The organism is Bacillus sp. ISL-46, from assembly GCF_018613205.1.
This window is the reverse complement of sequence record NZ_JAGGQR010000031.1, coordinates 1-22,309: the sequence shown is the minus strand read 5'-3', so window position 1 is coordinate 22,309 and position 22,309 is coordinate 1. Positions and strand designations below refer to the sequence as shown.

Annotated in this window: 22 protein-coding genes, 1 other RNA gene and 2 pseudogenes; 17 read left to right on the top strand and 8 right to left on the bottom strand. The window is 36.4% G+C overall.

The window, feature by feature from the left end:
• Positions 1-23: 23 nt before the first annotated feature.
• The 10 genes and pseudogenes from J7E67_RS16695 to J7E67_RS16655 form a co-directional block, all read left to right on the top strand.
• The gene (locus J7E67_RS16695; protein WP_214718491.1) at positions 24-488 is read left to right on the top strand and encodes a flavin reductase family protein; all 465 of its coding nucleotides are present in this window, start codon (positions 24-26) and stop codon (positions 486-488) included.
• Positions 489-523: 35 nt separating this feature from the next.
• Complete coding sequence (locus tag J7E67_RS16690; protein WP_214732402.1) at positions 524-1,369, top strand: FAD synthetase family protein; 846 nt, start codon at positions 524-526, stop codon at positions 1,367-1,369.
• Between the two features lie 41 nt (positions 1,370-1,410).
• Positions 1,411-2,187: a 2-keto-4-pentenoate hydratase gene (locus J7E67_RS16685; protein ID WP_214732401.1), complete on the top strand. Its 777-nt coding sequence runs from the start codon at positions 1,411-1,413 to the stop codon at positions 2,185-2,187.
• A 297-nt stretch (positions 2,188-2,484) separates the two neighbouring features.
• Positions 2,485-2,742: a flavin reductase family protein gene (locus tag J7E67_RS16680; protein ID WP_308161428.1), complete on the top strand. Its 258-nt coding sequence runs from the start codon at positions 2,485-2,487 to the stop codon at positions 2,740-2,742.
• Between the two features lie 785 nt (positions 2,743-3,527).
• The gene (locus J7E67_RS16675; RefSeq protein WP_214732399.1) at positions 3,528-4,850 is read left to right on the top strand and encodes a DUF2399 domain-containing protein; all 1,323 of its coding nucleotides are present in this window, start codon (positions 3,528-3,530) and stop codon (positions 4,848-4,850) included.
• Positions 4,826-6,250 (top strand): hypothetical protein, encoded by a 1,425-nt coding sequence (locus J7E67_RS16670; protein ID WP_214732398.1) that lies wholly within the window; start codon positions 4,826-4,828, stop codon positions 6,248-6,250. The genes J7E67_RS16675 and J7E67_RS16670 overlap by 25 nt, the downstream gene beginning before the upstream one ends.
• A gap of 1 nt (position 6,251) precedes the next feature.
• Positions 6,252-6,926, top strand: coding sequence for a hypothetical protein (locus tag J7E67_RS16665; RefSeq protein ID WP_214711982.1), 675 nt, complete (start codon positions 6,252-6,254; stop codon positions 6,924-6,926).
• Entirely contained in the window at positions 6,923-7,390 is a 468-nt protein-coding gene (locus tag J7E67_RS31340) for an AAA family ATPase (protein WP_251026822.1), read from the top strand. Before J7E67_RS16665 ends, J7E67_RS31340 begins: the two co-directional genes overlap by 4 nt.
• A complete protein-coding gene (locus J7E67_RS16660) occupies positions 7,387-10,128 on the top strand; it encodes a chromosome segregation protein SMC (RefSeq protein ID WP_251026821.1) in 2,742 nt (913 codons plus the stop codon). Before J7E67_RS31340 ends, J7E67_RS16660 begins: the two co-directional genes overlap by 4 nt.
• 179 nt (positions 10,129-10,307) lie before the next feature.
• Positions 10,308-10,454, top strand: a pseudogene (locus tag J7E67_RS16655) (DegV family protein); the annotation flags it as partial.
• Positions 10,455-10,553: 99 nt separating this feature from the next.
• Here the strand turns inward: J7E67_RS16655 and rnpB are convergent.
• Positions 10,554-10,939, bottom strand: an RNA gene (rnpB, locus tag J7E67_RS16650) — RNase P RNA component class B.
• 343 nt (positions 10,940-11,282) lie between these two features.
• On the opposite strand from rnpB, the gene spxA reads away from it, so the two are divergent.
• From spxA to J7E67_RS16630, 4 genes are all read left to right on the top strand, one after another.
• Positions 11,283-11,678 (top strand): transcriptional regulator SpxA, encoded by a 396-nt coding sequence (gene spxA, locus J7E67_RS16645; RefSeq protein ID WP_214711970.1) that lies wholly within the window; start codon positions 11,283-11,285, stop codon positions 11,676-11,678.
• A 97-nt stretch (positions 11,679-11,775) separates the two neighbouring features.
• A complete protein-coding gene (locus tag J7E67_RS16640) occupies positions 11,776-11,910 on the top strand; it encodes a BA3454 family stress response protein (protein WP_214711972.1) in 135 nt (44 codons plus the stop codon).
• A gap of 158 nt (positions 11,911-12,068) precedes the next feature.
• Positions 12,069-12,482, top strand: a complete 414-nt coding sequence (locus J7E67_RS16635) for an RrF2 family transcriptional regulator (RefSeq protein WP_214711974.1) — start codon at positions 12,069-12,071, stop codon at positions 12,480-12,482.
• Positions 12,483-12,597: 115 nt separating this feature from the next.
• Positions 12,598-12,933: an IDEAL domain-containing protein gene (locus J7E67_RS16630; RefSeq protein WP_214711975.1), complete on the top strand. Its 336-nt coding sequence runs from the start codon at positions 12,598-12,600 to the stop codon at positions 12,931-12,933.
• Positions 12,934-13,307: 374 nt separating this feature from the next.
• On the opposite strand, the gene J7E67_RS16625 is transcribed toward J7E67_RS16630, so the two are convergent.
• Both J7E67_RS16625 and J7E67_RS16620 read right to left on the bottom strand, forming a co-directional pair.
• Positions 13,308-13,445, bottom strand: coding sequence for a YjcZ family sporulation protein (locus tag J7E67_RS16625; RefSeq protein ID WP_214711976.1), 138 nt, complete (start codon positions 13,443-13,445; stop codon positions 13,308-13,310).
• Between the two features lie 23 nt (positions 13,446-13,468).
• Positions 13,469-13,546, bottom strand: a pseudogene (locus J7E67_RS16620) (YjcZ family sporulation protein); the annotation flags it as partial.
• An 88-nt stretch (positions 13,547-13,634) separates the two neighbouring features.
• On the opposite strand from J7E67_RS16620, the gene J7E67_RS16615 reads away from it, so the two are divergent.
• Positions 13,635-14,861 (top strand): phospholipase D-like domain-containing protein, encoded by a 1,227-nt coding sequence (locus J7E67_RS16615; protein WP_214711978.1) that lies wholly within the window; start codon positions 13,635-13,637, stop codon positions 14,859-14,861.
• 117 nt (positions 14,862-14,978) lie between these two features.
• Here J7E67_RS16615 and J7E67_RS16610 read toward each other — a convergent pair whose 3' ends face one another.
• From J7E67_RS16610 to J7E67_RS32120, 3 genes are all read right to left on the bottom strand, one after another.
• Complete coding sequence (locus J7E67_RS16610; protein WP_214732397.1) at positions 14,979-15,725, bottom strand: tyrosine-type recombinase/integrase; 747 nt, start codon at positions 15,723-15,725, stop codon at positions 14,979-14,981.
• A gap of 220 nt (positions 15,726-15,945) precedes the next feature.
• Complete coding sequence (locus tag J7E67_RS32125) at positions 15,946-16,419, bottom strand: tyrosine-type recombinase/integrase (protein WP_308160347.1); 474 nt, start codon at positions 16,417-16,419, stop codon at positions 15,946-15,948.
• The gene (locus J7E67_RS32120) at positions 16,394-16,663 is read right to left on the bottom strand and encodes a site-specific integrase (RefSeq protein WP_308160348.1); all 270 of its coding nucleotides are present in this window, start codon (positions 16,661-16,663) and stop codon (positions 16,394-16,396) included. The genes J7E67_RS32125 and J7E67_RS32120 overlap by 26 nt, the downstream gene beginning before the upstream one ends.
• A 203-nt stretch (positions 16,664-16,866) precedes the next feature.
• Between J7E67_RS32120 and J7E67_RS16600 the strand changes: the two genes are divergently transcribed.
• Complete coding sequence (locus tag J7E67_RS16600) at positions 16,867-18,141, top strand: IS110 family RNA-guided transposase (protein ID WP_214732396.1); 1,275 nt, start codon at positions 16,867-16,869, stop codon at positions 18,139-18,141.
• Between the two features lie 490 nt (positions 18,142-18,631).
• Here the strand turns inward: J7E67_RS16600 and J7E67_RS16595 are convergent, their stop codons facing one another.
• The gene (locus J7E67_RS16595) at positions 18,632-19,516 is read right to left on the bottom strand and encodes a LysR family transcriptional regulator (RefSeq protein WP_214711980.1); all 885 of its coding nucleotides are present in this window, start codon (positions 19,514-19,516) and stop codon (positions 18,632-18,634) included.
• Between the two features lie 184 nt (positions 19,517-19,700).
• Between J7E67_RS16595 and J7E67_RS16590 the strand changes: the two genes are divergently transcribed.
• Positions 19,701-20,909, top strand: coding sequence for an MFS transporter (locus tag J7E67_RS16590; RefSeq protein ID WP_214732395.1), 1,209 nt, complete (start codon positions 19,701-19,703; stop codon positions 20,907-20,909).
• 192 nt (positions 20,910-21,101) lie between these two features.
• On the opposite strand, the gene J7E67_RS16585 is transcribed toward J7E67_RS16590, so the two are convergent.
• Positions 21,102-21,557 (bottom strand): MerR family transcriptional regulator, encoded by a 456-nt coding sequence (locus tag J7E67_RS16585; RefSeq protein WP_214732394.1) that lies wholly within the window; start codon positions 21,555-21,557, stop codon positions 21,102-21,104.
• Positions 21,558-22,309 lie beyond the last annotated feature (752 nt).

Genomic DNA, 22,309 nt, shown 5'->3' with positions numbered 1-22,309 from the left:
ATAATCTTGGGAGGTTCATAGAGATGGATGATCGTCAATTTCGAACGGCAATGGGAAAATTCGCTACAGGGGTAACCGTGATTACGACAGAACTGGATGGGGATGTACATGGTATGACGGCAAATGCCTTCATGTCTGTATCCCTTGATCCAAAGCTTGTTGTCATTTCAATTGGAGAAAGGGCAAAAATTTTAAATAAAATCAAGGAAAGCAAGATCTTTACTGTGAATCTTTTGGCTGCGGATCAACAAGAGCTATCGATGATCTTTGCGGGACAAATCAAGGAACCTCGTGAAGTTATTTTTGATCGTCTAGATGGCAAACCAGTGTTAGCAGGCGCGATCGCACAGGTGGCTTGCGAAGTATCCGCGGAGCATATTGAAGGAGATCACACTTTGTTTATTGGAAAAGTAACTGATATTCATCTTGAAGAGAAGGAACCGCTTGTGTTCTTTAACGGAAAATATCGTGTATTGGCAGAAGTATAAGCTGACTTCATTATTGGAACATGAAAGGAGACTGTATGGAAACGATCTATTTAAGTAAGGAAAATTTGGCTGCTTATCAGGAAATGGCATGCTCAAATGTTATGGCACTTGGATGTTTTGACGGTCTCCATCATGGGCATGTAAAAGTGATTCAAACTGCATTGTGGGAAGCAAAGGAAAGACAAGTCTCACTGTCAGTAATGAGTTTCTTTCCTCACCCGAAAACGGTCATCGGGGGGAAGGCATGTGTTCACTATTTAATGCCGCAGTCCGAAAAAGAAAAGAAGCTTAGTGAACTAGGTGTTGATACTTTTTACCTTGTGGAGTTCGATAAAGACTTTGCAGGGTTGTCACCTCAAGCATTTGTTAAGGAATACTTGATCAATCTGGGTGTTATTCATGCAGTAGCAGGATATGACTTTTCGTATGGCAGCCTTGGTGCAGGGAATATGGATACATTGAAACAAGATTCCGGAGGTCGGATGGATGTAACTACGGTCGACAAGGTGGAGTACAAAGGGGAAAAAATCAGTTCGACTCGTATTAGACAACAACTGTTAGATGGGAATGTCGAGGAGCTGCCCTATCTTATCGGGCGCTCTTACGAATTAAAATGCGAAGGCGCTGGATCGGTTTTAACTCCCTATTCGCACTATACACTCCCTGCGCCTGGGAGCTATGATGTGACATTGAAGAATAAGAGCAAATCTTTGCAGACCGAAGTGATGGTAAACGAGAAAAACGTAACGCTTACTAGTATAGATCAGATTCCATCATGGCTCGAAGGAAACTTGACCATCGTCTGGAATCGGCGGATGAAGGCTGAAAAGGTTCAAACGGGGAAAAAGGATCATACTTTTTGTCGTCCCTTATTTGTTTAGATGAAAAATAAACCCATTATAAATAGAAAGAAGGGTCAAAAGTGGCTCAAATTGTAGAAGCCTATAAGCATTTACTTCAAGCTGAAAAAAACAAAAAGTCTGTTGTCCCACTTACGGATTTGTATCCTCATATCACTATTCATGATGCTTACCGAGTTCAAATGAAAAGTATTGATCAGAAGGTTAAGGATGGCCAAAAAATCGTTGGGAAAAAGATCGGGTTAACTTCGTTTGCGATGCAGGAGCTATTAGGAGTTGATCAGCCCGATTACGGTCATTTATTGGATGGTATGGATATTCCGAATGGTGGCAGCATTCCAATCGAAACGCTTTTTAACCCTAAGGTAGAGGGCGAGCTTGCTTTTGTGTTGAAAAAAGATTTGATAGGGCCAGCTGTTACAGTGGAAGACGTCCTAGAAGCAACAGAATATATTGTTCCTTCTATTGAGATCGTTGATAGCCGTATTACTGATTGGAAAATTAAATTAGAAGATACGGTTGCGGATAATGCCTCTTGTGGACTGTTCACCTTAGGAGGTCAAAGGTTCGATCCAAATGGAATGGATTTAACGAAAATCGAAATGAGTCTTTATAAAAATGGTCAGTTCATGAATAAAGGGACAGGGGCTGATGTATTAGGTCACCCATCAACATGTGTTGCATGGCTGGCAAATAAACTAAATGAATACGATGTTACTTTAAAAGCTGGGGAAGTCATTTTATCTGGAGCCCTATCGGCGGCTGTTGTAGCTCAAAAGGGAGATGTCTTTACAGCTGAGTTTAGCCAGATAGGAAAAGTTGAGGTATCTTTTGGTTAAGTTACGAATGGTTATTTTTTACATACCTGCTTAACATAATGCGGTGTGGCAGAATTGGCAGAAGCGCAAGAATCAAAATCTTGTTCCTCTGAAATTTCGGTTCGACCCAGACAACTGGTATCAGATTGTGCTCAGAAAAGATTATTTATCAACGTTTCTTACATTTTGTAAGGAATGTTTTTTTATTATCAGCGGAATACTTACTACAGGGTACTCTGATCCAACCTGATCAGCTGAAGTACAAGTCATAAAGAAATATTGCGAAGAATGGTGGAGTTAAACCGGGCGGGTAAGAAAGTGGATTTGATCACTATGACAACCAAAGTGAATATTTTATCGAGTGACCAACAAGAATTATCAATGATTTTTGCAGGACATTTGAAAAAAGAAGTAGCATTTGACACCTTAAATGATCTGCAGGTAATAAGATGCTCACTTGCTCAAGTTACATGTGAAGTGGTAAACATCCATGTAGAAGGGGATCATTCCCTTTTTATTGGAAAAGTCAAAAATATTGAACTTGAAGAAAAAGATCTACTCCTTTTTGAGGACTGAAAATGTTCGTGAGAAAGTGTTAATTAGAAATTATGAAAACTGTCAGTACCCTGAATGGTTACTGGCACTTTTTATGTTCTAGAAGGCATTATGGTTGGTGCCGGCACTCGTAAATGCTAGTCTAATGAACATAGCGGCATCACTACAATTACAACTGTTCATAAAATGTATAAAGATGTTCATGTAAAAATTTAATATTAAAGACATGAACTTTGTAAGGGATAAAGTATTAAATGGCTTCAAATAGAAGCAAAATTTTGGACGTTTAGAGATTTATTCAGGACCTTTTAAGTCTGGACTGAAATACCCATCATCTATTAATTCAAAATTGCTACCAATAAGATCTTAACTATTTTTATAAGCTATATAATACTAACGGGTATACTCTAAGAAATCCTCTGAAAGTTTGTCTTCTTTCACCTCTACCACTTCAACTGTTTCTTGTATTTACTCTGTCAGCAAAATTTCTTTATCATCTTCATAATAAGAGTCAATTGTTGCACTTGTGAATTGTTTATAAGAATGATTGTTTGTGTTAAAAATCAATAATAATATGTCTTTCTTTGGTGTGAATTAATGGAAGGTATGGAAATAGGAATATGCGGAATAAATCATGCTGCTGTGTAAAATAAAGGATTGGAGTATCTTTGGGTTTCTCAAATACCCAATCTGGAACAAAGCTGATTTTGCTCCGTGCTTGTCAATCTCGATTTCATAATATTTACAATCACCATGACTCTATTACTTTGATAAAATATAGTTAACTAAATGGATGGAGAAAACCTATGATAAATCAAGAAGAATTGAGTTATATAAATACCTATCTATTAAAAAGTGGTGAGCGAATCGACTACACCAACAAGTTAACAAGTGGTGATTCTTTTTTTGAATTAAAAATAATTAAGCAGACTGAAAGAACGCTTCGAGTTGTTGGTTTATTAATAATTGCTGACCATGAGAAAAAAGAAGAGTCAGCCATTGTCGCCGATGAATTGTTAAGTATAGGCATTACACCAAAGAAAAAGGTTTCATTAAATGAGCATGAAAAGAACACAATGGAATGGTTTAACCAAGGTTTAATTCTAAAGGAAATTCGGTTTAAAAAGGATGGAAAAACCCCAGATGTGATACATTATCGAATGAGTTATTGGTTGTATAAATACCAACAGAACCAAATCCGAGCAAAAGAAGTTAAATTAGAACAAGAGTTTAGCAATTGGAAGGGGATGGCACAATCTCTAGTTCAAATTTTCAAACCTGATATTTCCAATAAGCGGGATAAAGGGTACCATTCATGTCTATCGATTGTAAACGAGATTTGCCAACAAAGCTCCTTCGAACTTAAAGAATTGCCACACTTTCCTTCTGGATGGTCTGTATCAAAGAGAATAAAATTCCTCCATTTTATTTCAGCATTTTTACACATTTGTTTTCACAAAAATGAATTTGACTGGAAGGAAATCGGTGCTAGTTATTATAAAGAAATTGGAGGTTCAAAGGAATTCGATCAGTATAAAGACGCGTATATCAACCAATTAGAGGAATGGACAAATTGTCCAGCCGCACGGTTAGGTATGACGAGTCTTGGAAAAATCACTCCTCTATATTTTTCTGGACAAATAACGGGACTTTTCTCGGACTATCGTTATGGACCCGTTCATTCACTAACAGACCTATCAATCGCCGAAGAGGAATATACGACAAATTCAACTACCCTATGGATTGTTGAAAATAGAGCGATTTTAACTAGATTGGCAGCTGCCAAGAATTTTCTTGAAGAAACAGATTCCCTGGTTGTATGTATTGATGGACACCTAAGGTCCTCTCATAAGAATTGTATTCAACAGCTTTTAACAAACGGAAAGATTCAGCAGGTTTTGATATGGAGTGATTACGACCTAGATGGGTTACAAATAGCAAAAGAAGTGTATCTGACGGTTTCGGAAAAATATAACCGTATCATTAAGTGGATTACACACAAAAAAGAGGTCCTTGAAAACCTGCAGGATTATGAGGCATATATGCAGATGTTACTGAAAGACAGAAAAATTGAGCAGGAACAGGTTTTAGGAGGTGCAGATGAATGGAAAAAGTGGATCAAACATTAATTTCAATTTTTAAGGTAAATGATTCCAATCCCGAAGTTCACCAGTCGATGAGAGACATTGCCTCCTTATCGGGTGTCTTAAGTGATTTAGGATCACAAAACGCCTTTCAATCACCTGCAGAAATTCTACGTTTTCTTAAGATTATTCAATTGATAAATGAGGAAGCTTTAGGCTTAGATGATCCAATTGAAAATGCTGAAATGGTTTATTTTCGTTATCGAAACCGCTATAACGACCCTGAACCGCCGTCAAAGAAAAAAGTAGAGCAAATTGTCAATGTCCTTGTTAAATATAACTGGATTTCTAAACAATCCAGGCAGCTGAAAATGCGTGATGTTGGGAAACGGATGATGGATGCCTTGATCCGTTTGGCTAATGATTCATTGGCTTACTATATGCAAGACGATATTGGCCGTTCACTCTTTCAAGCAAGACGAGATGCTGAATTGAGTGAAGCATATGATGACAATGGAATTTCTGGTGGAAATAAGATTGCTAGTATGATTCGTAACGTTGAGAATGCGATTCAAATCATGAAAGAACGTGAGCTTGAATTGCTGGCAGATCGAAATGCACTCCCACAGTTAGAAGTGATTCACCAGTTAATGGAAGAGTTAGAAGTCAAATTACAGGAACGGTTTAGATTGTTTCAAACAGTTGAAGATAGTTTAGTTCTATCAAATCTAATGCAAAAGGGTACCGCAGTACTTGCTGAAGGGACAAATTTAAGCTTAGGAATGATTAATAAATACCTGAGATTCACTCATATGCAAAAAACACCATTGTCCTTTACAATTCAGCCAGAAAAGATCCGTGCTTTTATTATCCAAATGTACGATCCTCCACTGGATTCCGATGTACCAAATGTTTATCAATTATTTAGTTTCATGGAACAAGGACAGTATGAGGATGAAGCTATAGATGGTTTGTGGATGCCGATAAAGTTCGCAGCACCAATTGCCCCTGCAGCCATAGATGAGGCCATTCACTATCTAGAAACATATGAACCGTTAGCAATTTCAATTGAGGAAATTGAAGATGAGCTTGAATATAGAACTGAAGTTATTTCTGAGGAAGATATGGAAGAGTTACTGGGAGAAACTCAATGGAAGCTGACGAAGTCAATGATTGAAACTGAAGCGATTGAATCCTATTTAATCGAACATGATGAAACACCAATGGAACAACTGGTCATTGAGGCTACATCCACACAGTGGAGTGATGCTGTTAATGCCATTACAGCAGTTGCAGCTTTAGTCGGAAACAAAAAAATAACCGTAACAAAGCCGAAAGAAAAGGTAGAAATACCAAAATATGAACGAAAATGGGAGTGGATGAATCGTGACGATGGATCCAACATTATCAGAAAACGAAACAAGAGAGAAAAACAACCAGAGTGAAATGATAGATGATAGAAACGAAGTCAATGTGAATCCACTTAATGTGATGCAATCCTTAAAGGGCTTTTTAACAGAAGAAGAGGAATTGACCTTTATGAATATTCTGTTTTCTTCCTCAGCATCCATTCGATCTGGAAACTTTGGTCTTTCTAGAAAAGAAGTGGAAAAGCTGCTTCATATCCAAGGAAACGATGAGAAATTCTTCTCTTTTCTAACTAGGGTAAACCAAGCAATTAACCGATATATCAAAGTGATTTATGATGAACGACGTGACCAAGTAATCATCATGATGAGAGTCCCAGCAAGAGCTGCACGGAATACCTTAACAAAGGAAAGCTTGTCCATCTTACTATATATGTTTTATCAACAGGAAGTTCTACAACATGAATTTACTTTATTTGATCAACTTTTAAATGCCTTTGGTCACGAAACGACAAAGGCGAATCAGCGACTATTGTTGAATATTGACCCACTTAAAAAAATTGGTGCCATAGAAGAATACGATACAAACTCTCAAGAAAAAGCTTACCAACTCACCGCCATTGGTGTTCATATGTTTACAGACTCTTTCTTAAGGCGGACGGCTGAGTTTAGTCAATCCAATCAGCTGAACAAAGAAGAAGTGTTAAAGTTTTTCAAACGATATAATCTCTATCAAAAGGGTGATGAAGAATGATTCCATGGAGACTTACCTTTTCAGGTATCCGTGACTACCCACCAACTCTATTAGATTTATCAGGAGAGAATGACCATGTCATGATTACCGGACCAAATGGTGCCGGGAAGTCCACGATTACTTTTTGTATGGGGGCTGTTTTATATTCTTCGAAAGTTGATGTGGAAGGATTAAAGTCCCGTAATCTACCGACTGACCTGACATGGAAAGCTAGAATTTCCTTATTGTTCAAAAATGAAGGCTGGATGAAAATTGATGCCCCTACTTTTGTGGAATTGAGTTTGAAAATTATCCAGGACCCAGGCCAGCCTATAAAAAAGGAGTTTCGTATTTCTACTGGTGATAATATCGATGAATGGGAAGAAAGCATTAAGTATTCATCAGGGGATAGGTTCTATAACTTCACCGCCTTTAAAAGGGATCTTCATATAAATACAAAGTGGATCCCGATCTCTTCTATTTGATATGGTACCAACAAGAGGTGAACCAATTCGCTGTCATGAATCCTGAGGAGCGGTTCCGGATTTTTAGTGAAATGCATGGTATTGATCAAGTGCAGCGTGATTGGGAAGAAAGTATGGAGAAGGTAAAAGACACAGAGGAATCTCTCCGAATAGCCGAGTCGAATGTAAAGCTTATGAAAACTGAACTCTCTATGAAAAAGTCTGCATTAGATCGATTTTTGGATAATCAAAAGCGACTATTTGAAGGTGGAAGGCTTTATGCTGAATCCCTATTTCAGTTAGAAGCGCATTATAAGCAGGAAATTGAAAGATTAGAAGATTTGGTTTTGACTCTAGAAGAGGAGATTGCTGAAGAAAAGGATAATTTCTCTGTTAATAAAGGCTTAAAAGAACACACGATGGAACAATTAGCTATTTCTAAAGCAGAGTACCAACAAATAGAATTAGAGATTAATGAACAAGAACAAAAGCAGGAAAAAATAACTGAGGGAATTAAACAATTACAAGCTCGGATTCAAGAACTTGACCAAGAATTAGAATCCATTACAAAAAGACAAAATCAATTAACGAGAACAGAAGAAGAAGTAAAAACAGCACTTAAGAAGCTTTTGGAAGAGCAAGAAAAAACAGATGCTGAATTTATGCACAACCAAGAGCAATTGAGTGATAAAAATAATGCTTGGCAAAAGCAGGTAGAATTAGTTACGAGTATCCAACAAGAGATTGAACGCGATGAAAAATCAGAAAAAGTTCATGATGAAAGAATACTACAATATAAAAGCAGTCATGATGTACAAGAAAAGATTCGTTCTCTTGAAGCAAGAGTCACTTCTAATAAAGAAATCTATTTCTCTGATACACAAAAGCTAAAAGTTTTAAAAGAGGAATTAATGCTGCTAAAGGAGAATCGGGATTTATCATTACGGCAAGTAGAGTCAATGAAATTTTTTGCTTCTCAGAAAGTAAAGGCTTTTGCTCTTCGGGAACTGCTAGAGTTAGATGCGACTTCACAACTAAAAGATGAACAATTATACGATGCAATAAAATATACCATCTTTTTCAATGGAAAAGATGTCATACCTCCAAACGATCTCTATCATGTACCGCTAATGAAGGTGGTTCCTGACCGAGTATTGACAAAATTGCCGGCTTTGCACTTACAAGTTAAGGAAGGGTTAGATGAGGAAGTTCTAACTTATGCGATGAAAGCACTTTGGTGGGTCGAGCAATTTTTTAAACAAGGTTCTTTTTCAATCAGGAATGGAATTTTGATTGATCCAATGGGAATACGTGGCCCACAGGAAAAAGAACGTTATATTTTGAGTGTAAAAGCTTTAAAAATCCGCAAACTGGAAGTGGAGAAGCTTGTAAGGGACCTTTCTCAAAATCTTTCTCAATTGGATGAGCAAATCACTGCTGATACAAAGATTATTCAAGAGCTTAATAGTATTATTCATCAAGTCAAAGAATCTGAAGCGTTTATGACGAATGAACATGAAAGAATAGTAAGGAAAAAGAAGTTTGAAGATGAATCACACCTAAAAGATTTAATAAATGAAAGCATCAATGAAATGGGTCAAGAAAAAGATCGTTTGATGAGGCTGCAAATACAACAAGAGAATTTGAAAAAGGTATTAATCGACGAAGCAAAAATATATGAAGAACTCGGAAGAATGAAAGTAAAGTATGAAGAACGGAATCGATTGCAAAATCAGTTGGGGCAAGAAAAAGAGAACCTTAAAAATCAGAAGAAGCAGCTTGAAGCACTTAATGAAAATATTGATCAATTAGAAAGAAATATTAATAGAACAGAACGGGGTCTTAGAAATCTAAATGATGTACTTGAGGACGCCGGGCGAAAGATTTCAAGCATTGAAAAACAAAAGAAGAATTACTTTGACGACAAGGAAACTTGCCAATCCGAACTTGTGAAAATTATTAAGGAATTGGTAGATGTACAAAGGTTAATATCCGAAATATACGATGAATCTGCCAAAAGTAGTGTATCTGAGTCTTTCCTATCTGAATCACAATTAAAGAAAAATCGTGAAAACGGTAAAATTATTTTTGATAATGCCCGCCAGGAGGCGGATATAGACCCGGCTGCCCAGGAAAATTATGATACTGTAAAATCGGAATATGAACGTTTGGATAATGAATATAAACGGACGAAAGTACTACTTGATCAGGATAAAGAAAGAACAGAAAATCTTAAGGATCAATTGGAAACAACGATTAATATGCGTGTTCTTGAGCTTCAGCAGCGGTTTAAATTCTATATGAGTCAGTTCCAATTTGAAGGGGAAATAAGTTGGGAGCCATATGAAGACAGAAGACGTCGGACACATTTTAATTTGTATATCAAGGCTCGGAAAGAAGGTCATCGTGGTGCCATGGAAGATGTGAGTATTAAAGCGCGCGGCGGTAGAGTTGGTAAAGGGGTATCGGGTGGTGAGGAATCTTTAAGTTCCCTATTATTTGCCCTCTCACTTCTACAAAACCTCCAGACGACACCTGGATTTATTGTCCTTGATGAGTTTGATAGTGCTTTAGACGAACACCGGAAAGTAAAAGTGTTTGATTTGTATGTTAGCGAACTAAAACGAAAGCTCATTATTCTCACTCCGAAATCACATGAAGAGACGTATTTAGATCGATTTTCGAAGGCATTTATTGTCCAACATGATCCAACTATTCCTAAAAGTAAAGTAGTTGGTATCGTCAAAACAATGTCTTAAAGTAAGTATTATTGTAATATCCAATTAGGTTTTGGTGACGTTTAGCCGACATTCTATTATGAATGTCGGTTATTTTATAATTAACTTTTCTTTTTAATTTTAGTTTAGCAGTTACAGGAGTAGAATATAAAAATAAGAACGACTAGTAACGGTTTTTTATCTGGAAATGGAGGATATTAATGAGAAGACTGATTTTGTCGACAGAGAGTGGTGCGAATTTACCTGAAGAATTAGCTGAAAAACATAATGGTCAAGTGGTCCCGATGCATGTCATCATGGATGGGCAGGACTATTTAGACGGTTCGTTAACAGTAAGAGATATTTATACTAGTATTGGCTAGGATCTTTCTTATGGGTAATTATAAGGAATGGAACAATCGGAGGGAATAATATCCCTAACAGTTGATGAATTCGGCGCATGAAATGGCTGTAAGCCAGGTTCTGTTCCTGCGTGCTCTAGCGATGCCAATCTCGCACAACAGGTGTAATCATATGACTATCAGTCTAGAAGACCGATCCATCCCTTTGGTTCATTATTCCCGCAGGATGGTGCCCCTACCAAAGTTTGGGTTGCTCGCTCGTGGGGTTTACCCGTTCCATTTCTTCTGTTTCCAGAAGAATTCGTCACTGTGGCACTTTCAGGTTACTCTCAGCATATCCTTGAGGACTTAGCATGATTTCTCCGCCGTCAGCAGATACGAAGTCTGCTGCCCACCTTTGCAGATGGCACGAACACTCCGGGCATCTCAGCACCGGGCGAGCCTGGACTTTCCTCAACTCATGTAAACATGAGCCGCGATTACTCACCATTTCATGTTTGTTTGCTCATCGACTACGATAAGAAATATATCATAAAAGAAATGAAATGGTCATTAGGATGCTAGATCCAGTGATGGAATATTTAGGATTTTTATTGAATGCAAGTAACTATTTAACCTCCTTTTTAATATAGCTCCATTTTAATCTATTTCCTTTAAAACAGTCTCATTGGAGGAACCCAACAAGAGCTGTCAAGGGGTTTATCATAAATTAAAACCAAAACTTTACAATTGACAAAATGAACTGTAACGATTAAATTTACAGTATAGCAACTGTAAGATTTTTTATTACATTTAAATATACTTGCCAAAATACACGAAGGAGAGTGTAAAAGTATGGTGATTGTGTATACCACACCGAGTTGTGGTTCTTGCCGAAAAGCGAAAGCTTGGCTTGAAGAGCATCAAATTGAGTATATGGAAAGAAACATCTTATCTCAGCCCTTTACAGTCGATGAGATTAAATCGATTCTTCGCATGACAGAAGAGGGGACGAGCGAGATTATTTCAACGAATTCGAAGGCGTTCCAAGAATTAAACATAGATATTGAATCTCTCCCGCTTAATGAATTGTATAAATTAATAATGGAGCATCCCAAAATGGTGCGCCGGCCAATTATTTTGGACGAAAAAAGATTACAGGTTGGATATAACGAGGACGAAATTCGTAGCTTTCTGCCCCGTAGGATACGAAACTATTTGTACACCGAATTGCAAAAAGAGGCCAATTAAAATGAAATAATAAGGGCAAAATGCTTAGTCTTTATAGTTAAATTTAAAACCTTTATATATTTAATTTATATATGTTTTTTAAAAGGAGGAAAAACGGATGTTTGAAGTTTTCGTGACAGTAAATTATAAAAATCGGAATTACCATACCAATGTCATAGCGGAAAAAGATATGCCATGGGAAAAAATTAAACGGATCGCAGAAGAGCAAGTCAAAAAACAATGGGATATTTAAATAAATCGGCTTATCCACGGAATTAGAAAAGCTAAATGCTTAACTACCTAATCTGTAATGCTTAGTATTACAGTACGTTATTAATTTTAAAAAAAGATGCAGACAATACATGTAATAGTAAAACTAGTGAAAAGTTTTATTGCTTAGGAGGCAAGCACATGAATAGTGATTTTACACTTGCCATTCATAGTTTATCTTTTCTTGCTCTACAGCCAGACCGCATGTCAACAAGCGATGCCATTTCGGAAAGTGCTGGCGTCCATGCGGTACGCATTCGAAAAGTGCTAAGTTTGTTAAAAAAAAATGGATTTATTAAATCAAAAGAGGGAACTGGCGGCGGATTTATTTTTGCACTAGGTCAAAGTGAAGTGAATCTTTGGGATATATATAAGATAACCTCAGATGGTGCACTGCAGCCCAAGTGTCCTGAGTCAAATGAAAAGTGTATTGTAGGGGCGAATATGCAAAGAGTTCTCTGTAACATTTTCTTCGGAGCAGAAGAACATCTGGGAGAATATTTAAAGAAGTATACAATCAAAGAGGTTGTTGATCTTGTTAATAAGCGTGAGTGACCGGTAAAGAACTGCAGATCTCTTTAAGTAAAATGTAATAAAAAACATTACAGATTAATTAATGCTGGCATATCCTAGGATTAAACGCAAAAAAATTAAGAAGGTGAAAAAAACTATGTTCTCCAATAATAATACGATTTTAAAGACAGGTGATTGGATTAAGGCGGAATCACGGGATGGCGAATTAATGATTGGCTATATTGAATCACTGTCAAGTATAGAAGGAATAGTGAAGGTAACGGTTGTTACAAGTGACAATAATCAATTGTTTGGCAAAACAATACCTATTTTAAGTAAACGGGTGAAAAAACTGCCTGTTTCTAATGTAACCAACAAGTCACAAATTGAATTTCTCCTAGACTTGGCATTATCAACAGGGGATAAGGAATGGTTTTTGGCGCTTTCTGCGGAGTTAAACGCGATGAAGCAGCTAGTTAATGAAGTACATTAAAACTTACACATGGAATTCCGATGCTCACAAATTATATATCACAATTACTACACCTTAAATCAAAAAGTTTAAGGACTAAAACGGAACATAAAATGAGAATATGAATCTTGTTCTGTAAACGGGGATTGCTGCGGCGATCCCCTTGCTTATTCGACTAACGAAGCAGTTTAGTCTAGTTAGACAAGGATGTTAAAGGTTAATTGTTTGAATTAAACAATAGTAATGAAAATTTCCGAAAATATTTTATTCTCCAATTGGAAATCGAAAAGAAATAATCTTTATTGGTAGTAAATATAAAAGGGACTTCCAAATGGTGGAAGTTCCTCCATAATGCTTAGTCGTATAAAGGCTAATGGTAATAAAAGGTTATTGGGTTAAAACCAGGAAGCCCCTACAATAATTAATAGCATGAACAATACGACAATTAGAACGAATGTTGAACGGTCGCCGTAACCATATCCATATCCTCCATAGCCGTAACCACCATAACCATATCCGCAGTAACCAAGCATGTAAAATCCCCCTTTTTTATAAATTAATAATATCTTCGACCAACAAAGGCAGAACCTACGATAATAGGTAGAATAAACAGTACAACAATTATTGCGAAACTTCCGCTCCATGGAGGGCTAACGGGATAGTTTTGTCCCGATAACAAAAACTAACAGAATGAAAACGATAATATATAAAGGAGATTAAATATGCTGAAAAAGATACGGAAAATCCTTCAAGTACTCCTATTTGTATTTTTCGGCGCATGTTTTGTTTTGCTTCCTTGGAGTAATATTGACAGAACAGCAGCCGAAAAAAGGATGGTATTTGACCAGCAGCCCATCCAATACCCGATTCGTCAAAGTAATATTACTATGTATACGGACGGGAAACAGTTAGACAATCAATTATTCTCAGATATAAGGAAAGCAAAACATTACGTGTATATCAACTTTTTCTCTATTGCTGATGATAAAGTAAGTCATCAATTTCTAGATTTATTGAGACAAAAAAGCCAGGAAGGTATAGAAGTATATTATGCAGTGGACAGGCTGGGTGGAATTTTACTAAAGAAGAGGGAAAGAGAATTATTGGTTAAAGCAGGAGTGCATTTTACGTATTACAATAAGCCTGCTTTACCTTATCTTTTTGCTTCTTTGGATCGTCGGAATCATCGCCGTATTTCAATTATTGATGGAAGGATTGGGTACATTGGCGGATTTAACATCGGCAAGAAGTATTTAGGAGAAAAAGTAAAACTCGGTCACTGGAGAGATTATCACCTTCAAATACGAGGAGAAGGAGTTCAAGATCTAGAACATCAATTTGTGTTAGACTGGAAGAAAAACACAGAGCAACAGATTCCTATACACAGCACGACAAAGGAAAAGGGAGCAACCTCGCATCGATTTACTGCATATTATAGCGGAGAAAAACTTGGGCAAGATTATGCAATGCTGTTTCAGCAAGCAAAAGAGTCCATCATTATAGTAACACCTTATTTTATACTAAATGACAGACCTATTTGGAACTCATTAGTGGATGCAAGAAAAAGAGGGGTTCGTGTTAAAATTCTGTTCTCACCTCATTCGGATGCACTGTTAGTTAAAGAGGCAGCGTATCCATATATTCGAAAAGCATTAAAACAGGGAATAGAAGTATACGGTTATAAAAAGGGAGTGATACACGGTAAAGTATTCTTGATTGATAAAAACGTATTGATGGTAGGGACCGTAAATTTTGATTCGCGCTCGTTTCATTTAAATGAAGAAATGAACTGCTATATTCATGACCCTGTCTTTATTTCTAAAATAAAGCCAGTCATCAATGAAGACATCCAAAATTCAAAGCGAGTAACATCCTCTGACGTCAATCAATTATCTATAAAAGAAAAACTGAAAGAAAAGTTTGCAAAAATGATTGAGTATTATTTGTAAAAACTAAGTATTTTTATTTTAAGGAGTAGTAGACTGCATTTTATTAGAATAAATTAAATTACTGATACTAAAAAAGAAAGCTATGGAGAGGGAACATTGTTTCCTTCTCTTTTTTATTTAGGCTATGTTAAAGGGGTACTCATTTTTACTACCATTTAAGAACGATATTTTCTTACATATTATGTGTTGAAGTTGAGCTTCATGGATGGCTAACGGGTGCGATGCTTCAACAAGCATCGCCTTTTCATGGTCTAAAAATATTTCGTGTATAGGTTCAGTTACAAAAATAGCTGGGTCCTTATCTTGACGATTGTCCAGGTACCGTTTTAGCCCTATTTCACAGCGGATATTAAAATAAATTTCCCTTTCTATATCTCCTTTCCCGCGGACAATAGCTGACCTGTTTGACCAATTAATACAATTTTTATCTAACGAAACAACTTCTCCAATTCTGCACCCGGTTGAAAACATAAATTCAAAAATAGCCTTTTCCATTGCGGTGTTACAAGCTTCCCGTAAATGCTCTAATTCTCTTTCCGTTAAAAACTTTAGGATGCTCTTACCTACTTTGGGTTCCTTTATTTTAGCTGCAGGATTTTTCAAAATATGTCCTTCTTCATGTAACCAACGGAAAAAGGATTTCATAAATCGAATGCGATGAGCTAGACTGGATGGTTTCAAGTTTTCATTAGATCTTGCGAAGTATTCTTTTAATTGAATTGTAGTAATGTCTCCTATGTTTAGGTCGTTAAAATAACGAATAAGTAACTTAGCTTGAAGATGATAAGCTTTGAGTGTTTGTGAGGAGAAACCTTCAATCCTTTTGTCCGCCTCGTAAGATTCCCATGCTTTAGATAATAGCAAAATAATTCCCTCCAAATTAATTATTTAGAGGAAGTATTACCGGCTTTACCGAATGGAAAACTCAGATAATAGCGTTATTCAACTATAGGTCAGGTTGAAGAAAATTCAAACAAAGAAGATGGATATTATCGAAGTTCCTTTTTTTAAAAAATGTAAAATTAATTTACAGGATTAGCGGCAGTAATTCTGAATAAAATTTACGTGCGTAGAAAATCATGGATTAAGAATCGGAAAGAGGTGATTGGAATGCTGGAGGAAATGGTGTTAAAATCAGCGGCAAATGCATTCGTTCTGAATTCGAGTCTGCTAACACATGTGGGCGGGCTATATTAATGACGTCTATTAATACCCAGCGCAATATAGCAGGAGCCCTGTCTACACGGTTATCCAGGTATCGTTTTAACCAAATTTCGCCGCGGATATTAAAATAGACCTCCCGTTCTTTATCACCTTTACCTCTTATAACTGCGGACCGGTTAGACCAATTAATTCTGATTCTATCTAAGGTGACTATCTCTCCTATTCTGCACCCGGTGGAGAACATGAATTCAAACAGAGCGTTTTCCATTGGGCTGTAGCAGGCTTCACGTAGATGTTCAATTTCCATTTCGGTCAAAAATTTAGGGATTCGTTTGCCTGTTTTAGGTTCTTTTATTTTAACTGCTGGGTTATTGGGGGATATGTCCTTCTTCATGTGACCATCGAAACATTGATTTCATAAAACGAATTCGATGAGCCAAACTGGCAGGTCTGAGCTTTTCACTTGATTTCGCTAAATAAGCTTTTATTTGATCGGTAGTAATAGTATCAAGTTGAACATCTTTAAAAAAGCGTATAAGTAGGCTGGATTGAAGTTTATATGCTTTTAATGTTTGCGGTGAAAATCCTTCAATTCGTTTATCAGATTCATACGTTTCCCATGCCTTAGATAATAACAATTTCATCTCTCCCGGAAATTTCTTTTTTACAGGAATTATTGACCTGATTTACGAAATTGAAACGGCAGTTATTATTAAGCTAAAGAAGCAGGTTAGCATTCCTGTAGATCGTTAAATATCAGGTTTGAAAAAAATAGAGCACCTCAGTAAGATACGAGTATAGAGTCCAATCTAACTCAGAGTCTTAAGGAGGAAGCCCTACTATGAATTTTAAAATGCAAGACAAACAAAATCAACTAATTGAAAGAATTTCCGATACACATCTTATTGTTGGTGTGGATATTGCTCAACAACTACACGTTGCAAGAGCAGTTAACTTCCGTGGAATTGTAGTTGGAGACCCTATTACATTTGAAAATAATGAAGAGGGGTTCGTTAAACTATTAAACTGGATTCATGATTTAAAAAGTTTAAATAACTTAGATGCAGCAATTATTGGGATGGAACCAACTGGGCACTACTGGATCAATCTTTCAAAATGGCTTCTTAAACAAAATATTGAGGTAGTAACGGTGAACCCACATTTAGTAAAAAGGAATAAAGAAAACCGTGATAATACTCAGTCAAAAAGCGATAAAAAAGATGCCTTAGTTATAGCTGATATGGTAAAGAACGGCTACTACTCCGAGGTTAGATACACATCAGAATCTTTTGAAAAACTAAGAGTTCTTATGTCTAACCGTGATGTAGTGGTTAAACGACTTGTTAGTTCTGTTAATCAATTAAATCTCTGGGTAGATATTGTCTTTCCAGAACTCCGTCAAGTGTTTAAAAACATTACTGCTAAAGGGGCAATCGCTACCCTTCGTCTTTTTCCTACTCCGATGGAATTGGCCACCAAGCAGCCTCATGAGATTATTATAGGCTGGAAATCACTGATGAAGCGGCAACCTGGATTAAAAAAGGCCCAATTACTTCTTCAGGTAGCCAAGAACTCCATCAGTTCAAGACAAGCACTAGATGCTTATAAATTTCATTTGGAGCAATTACTTGAAGAATATGATTTAGCAGTAATTCAACTCGAAAGAGTTGAAAAGCAAGTTACCGATGTATTGAATAAAATCCCTTATGCTAAAAAGTTGCTTACCATCAAAGGTATTAGTGAAATTTCCTTAGCTGGCATTTTAGGTGAAGCTGGAGATATTAGTGGATTTTCTCACGGTAATTCGCTACTTCGACATGCAGGATTACACCTCGCTGAAGCTAGTTCTGGAAAGTGGAAAGGGCAAATTGTGTTATCAAAACGAGGAAGATCAAGGCTACGGCGATTCCTTTACTTGGCTACAATGAACCTTGTGGTGAATAACCCAGAATTTCAAGCAATCCACACCCAGAATGTTAAGGTTAAAAAAATAAAGAAAATGAAATCAATTATGAAATTGATTGGTAAGTTTACTAGAAGTTTAGTGGGAATCGCTCGTCGAAATGAATCTTATAATCCTGATAAAGTACAAGCTTTAACACTTTTGGCAGCTTAGTACACAAGTTTTAATAAGACTTTAAAAATAATCTTTTTCTGTATTAAATAGAGTTTACACAAGTCGAATGTTGGCTTATTCGTAGGATTTCAAATATGTACGGAGTACCAGATTTATTGAACAAAAGGGCACAGACCCATCAGGTTAGCATAACTGGCCTCCACCCCTTGGATAGGCATGACGAAGGAATGATAGGGCAATTGACCCGTTGAGACATGGGAGGGAAAGCCTCCAGGGGCGGCGTGGAGAATGTACATCATATGGTAAATAATGGAGTATTATTATAGTCCTTTATTTCACTATGCCTTCACGTGCCTGTAACGGATCGTCCTCCCCTTCATTTAATCATTACTGGTTATCAAGTTGTATGAAATCCTGCGAATATTCGGGAGAAAATCGTATTAAACTGAGGGAGTTCAATAAGAGGAGATTTATCTAATACAGATTTAACATTACAATTTAAAATTTTGTTTCAAAAAAATGACCACTCCTATTCTAATTCGTAGGAATGGTCCAAGACATATTGTTTAAATTTTTGAGTTGCAGGTGATAAATATCTTCCATCTACCCACGCAATTCCAATTGTCCGCTGGCATTGCTTACTATTGATAGGTATTTGTGATATTTTACTTTGATCTGTTCCCTTTAAATTCGGTAGAATTGATATTCCCAATCCCGCAGCGACAAGCCCTGCAACAGTGTCTGCTTCCTCTCCTTCAAATGTTATCTTAGGAGTAATTCCCGCTTCTTTAAATAATTGATCGAAGGTAATACGAAGTGAGAATCCTTTTTTTAAATGGATAAAAGATTCATCTGCAATTTCTTCTAATGTAATATTTTTGTGATAAGCGTATTTGTGGTCTTTAGGGACTATAACGAAAAGTTCTTCATTCCAAAGCTGTCTCCATACAATTGGTGATTTATTCTCCATAGAAGCAATTAGACAAAGATCAAACTCTCCTGATTGCAACTGGTCAATAAGATTGTGGGAGGGTCCTTGTCCAAGACGAAAATTGATTTTAGGATAGCAGGATCGAAAAGAGGCGAGTATATCAGGTATATGACTTGTACTTAAAGTGTGCAGAAACCCAAGCGATACTTCTCCCTGCTCTGGATCGAGTAAATCTTTAATTTCTTGTTTGCCTTCATAGAATTCATTCATCATATTATCCACACGCTTTAAAAAGATATGACCATATTTATTTAATCTAATTGAACGTCCCTGACGTTCAAATAAAGGCACACCTATTTCATCCTCAAATCGGGCAATCGAACGGCTAAGGGCTGACTGGGAGATTGATAAGGCTTCTGCGGCATGGGTTACGTGTTGCATTCTTGCCAGTGTTTGAAAATATTCAAACTGTTGCCATTCCATTTTATAACACCACTTTCCATTGGTTTATTCATTACATAAATGCATTAAATACATTAACATAATGAATTATACATCATGTATAATCGGTGGTACTATAAAAATCAGAAGCAAAATACATAATTTGAAATAAAGAGATTTTTATTATGCATTATGTTGGAAGTCATATGAATTGGGTGATTGTATTATGAATTACATTCAAAAAGGTACGCCTCTATTTCGCAAAACCAGCTTTGCTTTTTTTGCTGCTGGTTTTAATACATTTGCTATTCTTTACTGTGTTCAACCTTTAATGCCAGAATTCACAAAAGAATATAACATTAATCCAGCTACTGCAAGTCTGTCTCTTTCCATAACAACAATAGTTCTTGCCATCAGCATGCTGATTTTGGGTTCTTTGTCAGAAGTATGGGGACGAAAGCCTATTATGGTCATTTCCATGCTGGCTGCTTCTGTGTTTTGTATTCTCACAGCATTCAGTCCAAATTTTCATTTTCTGCTAGGTTTACGAACTATTGAAGGAATTTCATTGGCTGGATTGCCCTCAATTGCAATGGCTTATCTTGGTGAAGAAATAGAATCCAAGAGTCTTGGTTCGGCTATGGGGTTATATATATGTGGCAATTCCATTGGTGCTGTTTTTGGCAGAGTTTTCTCTGGTATGTTGAGCGACTACTTTGGTTGGCACATTGCAATAGGGGGAATTGGAATCATAAGTTTAGCTGCTACCTTAATTTTTTGGAATAGTTTGCCACCTTCACAAAATTTCAAAGCTCGTCAGTTAGAACTTGGTAAGTTAGGTAAAACATTAGTTGACCATCTGAAAGATCCAGGTCTAGTTTGCTTATTTGTCATAGGATTTTTGCTTTTAGGGAGTAATGTAGCGTTATTCAATTATATTGGTTATGTATTACTCGGAAAACCCTATTCGCTTAGCCAAACATTTGTAAGTTGGATATTTTTAATCATGATAGTTGGAATGTTTAGCTCTGTCTGGACAGCAAAATTGGTAGATCGTCACGGAAAGCAGAAGGTATTATTCATCAGCTTATTAATTGCATTAATCGGTGTTTGTTTAACTTTGGATTCTAATTTATTGATTAAAATACTTGGACTTGGATTGTTTACCTATGGATTCTTTGGAGGTCATTCGATTGCAAGCAGCTGGGTCGGGCAACGTGCTTTACAAAACAAAGCACAAGCTTCATCATTATATTTATTTCTTTACTATACGGGTTCTAGTGTAGGTGGAACACTCGGAGGGGTGTTTTGGTCTGCATACGGATGGGGAGGAGTAATCAGTTTGAATGTTGGCTTCCTCATTATTTGTTTAATACTTTGGACGTTTGTTTCACAAATTGTACCGAATCCGAAGAAAGTGGCTAAAGTATCGTAATTGATGCTAATCTTTATTAGATTGTGAAGATATGCACTTAAACTATCGGGTACTTTACTTTAACAAATAGTAAAGCATTTTTCTTATTCAAGTAACGGGGCAGGTTAGTTTAAGTGTATTTCCTCACAAAGTTAAAAAGTCGATGTCCCGATAAGGAACATCGACTAGCAGTATCATTAGTATTAGCAATAACTAATGAGCAATCGGCATTTTATCTTTTGCCAAGGGACAGGATGAATTGACATTTTTATCATTTTGCCAATTGGAAGGGTTGGTATCATCCGGGATTATTTCATTTATAATGTCACGGTAGTGTTTCTCTTTATTAGTAATATATTCTGCCATCGATTTTATTTCTTCTAATTGAGCTAGAACTAATTCTTTTTGCTTTACTATTATTTCATATCGGTCCTGAATAGTAGTACCGCCTTCCAAACACAGTTCTACATATTTTTTGATATCTTCTACTGACATACCACATTTTTTTAATTTTTTTGCACCGGAAAGCCATTGTATAGAGTCGTCATTAAAGATTCGATTATTATTTTTATCACGTTGTAAACTTGGAACTAATCCCTTATCAGTATAAAAGCGAACAGTGTGTTGAGTTAAATCAAGTAATTTGGCAACTTCTTTTACAGTGTACATGTTAGCCCTCCTTATATTTCAATGAATTATATAATATTAAATATTTGACTTCGTGTAACACGAAGATAGTAAGGTGATAATACTTTAAATTCTTACGATTGTAAATCCTATATGCTGAACAAAAAAAAAAGAATTTTAAATTATTGACTTCGTGTAACTCGAATGTTGTATAGTTACAAATGTTCAAGGTTCTGTTCTGTAATTAATCCCATAATAAATCATGTAGGTTAAGGGATCTTTCAAAAGAATTTAAATAGAGAATTACAAAGGAGGGTAATAAAAAGTGATTAAAACTATTGACCTCGTGTAACACGAAGGTGATAAAGTGATAATACTTTAAGTTCTCAAGATTGTAAACCCATAAATACAGAACAAAAAAGTAATTTTAAACTATTGACTTCGTGTAACTCGAAGGTAATATAGTTATACTTGCTTAAGGCTTAATTTATAAAATTCCTATGATTATTCGTTTAATGTAAAAACAATTTATAAGGAAAGCACCTTAAAGAAATATTTTAAGAAAGTTAAATAAACAGTTGCGACAGTATATTAACGAGGCTGTCACAGCCGTTAGATTATTAGGAGGTTTCATCATGTCAAAAATATCCACCAACTCCGATCGCCGGATGACCCCGGCGAAAACAATCATCTTCGCGATTGCCGCAGGGCTGGCAGTCGGGAATCTTTATTTGTCTCAACCGCTGTTCCAGATTATCGCCTCGTCTCTCGGCGTCTCATCATCGACCGCTGCG

What these genes read in the sequence shown, in the direction of transcription:
- J7E67_RS16695 (WP_214718491.1), top strand. Translation starts at nt 24, where the DNA reads ATGGATGATCGTCAATTTCGAACGGCAATGGGAAAATTCGCTACAGGG.
- J7E67_RS16690 (WP_214732402.1), top strand. Translation starts at nt 524, where the DNA reads ATGGAAACGATCTATTTAAGTAAGGAAAATTTGGCTGCTTATCAGGAA.
- J7E67_RS16675 (WP_214732399.1), top strand. Translation starts at nt 3,528, where the DNA reads ATGATAAATCAAGAAGAATTGAGTTATATAAATACCTATCTATTAAAA.
- J7E67_RS16670 (WP_214732398.1), top strand. Translation starts at nt 4,826, where the DNA reads ATGGAAAAAGTGGATCAAACATTAATTTCAATTTTTAAGGTAAATGAT.
- J7E67_RS16665 (WP_214711982.1), top strand. Translation starts at nt 6,252, where the DNA reads ATGATAGATGATAGAAACGAAGTCAATGTGAATCCACTTAATGTGATG.
- J7E67_RS31340 (WP_251026822.1), top strand. Translation starts at nt 6,923, where the DNA reads ATGATTCCATGGAGACTTACCTTTTCAGGTATCCGTGACTACCCACCA.
- spxA (WP_214711970.1), top strand. Translation starts at nt 11,283, where the DNA reads ATGGTGATTGTGTATACCACACCGAGTTGTGGTTCTTGCCGAAAAGCG.
- J7E67_RS16640 (WP_214711972.1), top strand. Translation starts at nt 11,776, where the DNA reads ATGTTTGAAGTTTTCGTGACAGTAAATTATAAAAATCGGAATTACCAT.
- J7E67_RS16635 (WP_214711974.1), top strand. Translation starts at nt 12,069, where the DNA reads ATGAATAGTGATTTTACACTTGCCATTCATAGTTTATCTTTTCTTGCT.
- J7E67_RS16630 (WP_214711975.1), top strand. Translation starts at nt 12,598, where the DNA reads ATGTTCTCCAATAATAATACGATTTTAAAGACAGGTGATTGGATTAAG.
- J7E67_RS16625 (WP_214711976.1), bottom strand. Translation starts at nt 13,445, where the DNA reads ATGCTTGGTTACTGCGGATATGGTTATGGTGGTTACGGCTATGGAGGA.
- J7E67_RS16615 (WP_214711978.1), top strand. Translation starts at nt 13,635, where the DNA reads ATGCTGAAAAAGATACGGAAAATCCTTCAAGTACTCCTATTTGTATTT.
- J7E67_RS32125 (WP_308160347.1), bottom strand. Translation starts at nt 16,419, where the DNA reads ATGAAGAAGGACATATCCCCCAATAACCCAGCAGTTAAAATAAAAGAA.
- J7E67_RS16600 (WP_214732396.1), top strand. Translation starts at nt 16,867, where the DNA reads ATGAATTTTAAAATGCAAGACAAACAAAATCAACTAATTGAAAGAATT.
- J7E67_RS16595 (WP_214711980.1), bottom strand. Translation starts at nt 19,516, where the DNA reads ATGGAATGGCAACAGTTTGAATATTTTCAAACACTGGCAAGAATGCAA.
- J7E67_RS16590 (WP_214732395.1), top strand. Translation starts at nt 19,701, where the DNA reads ATGAATTACATTCAAAAAGGTACGCCTCTATTTCGCAAAACCAGCTTT.
- J7E67_RS16585 (WP_214732394.1), bottom strand. Translation starts at nt 21,557, where the DNA reads ATGTACACTGTAAAAGAAGTTGCCAAATTACTTGATTTAACTCAACAC.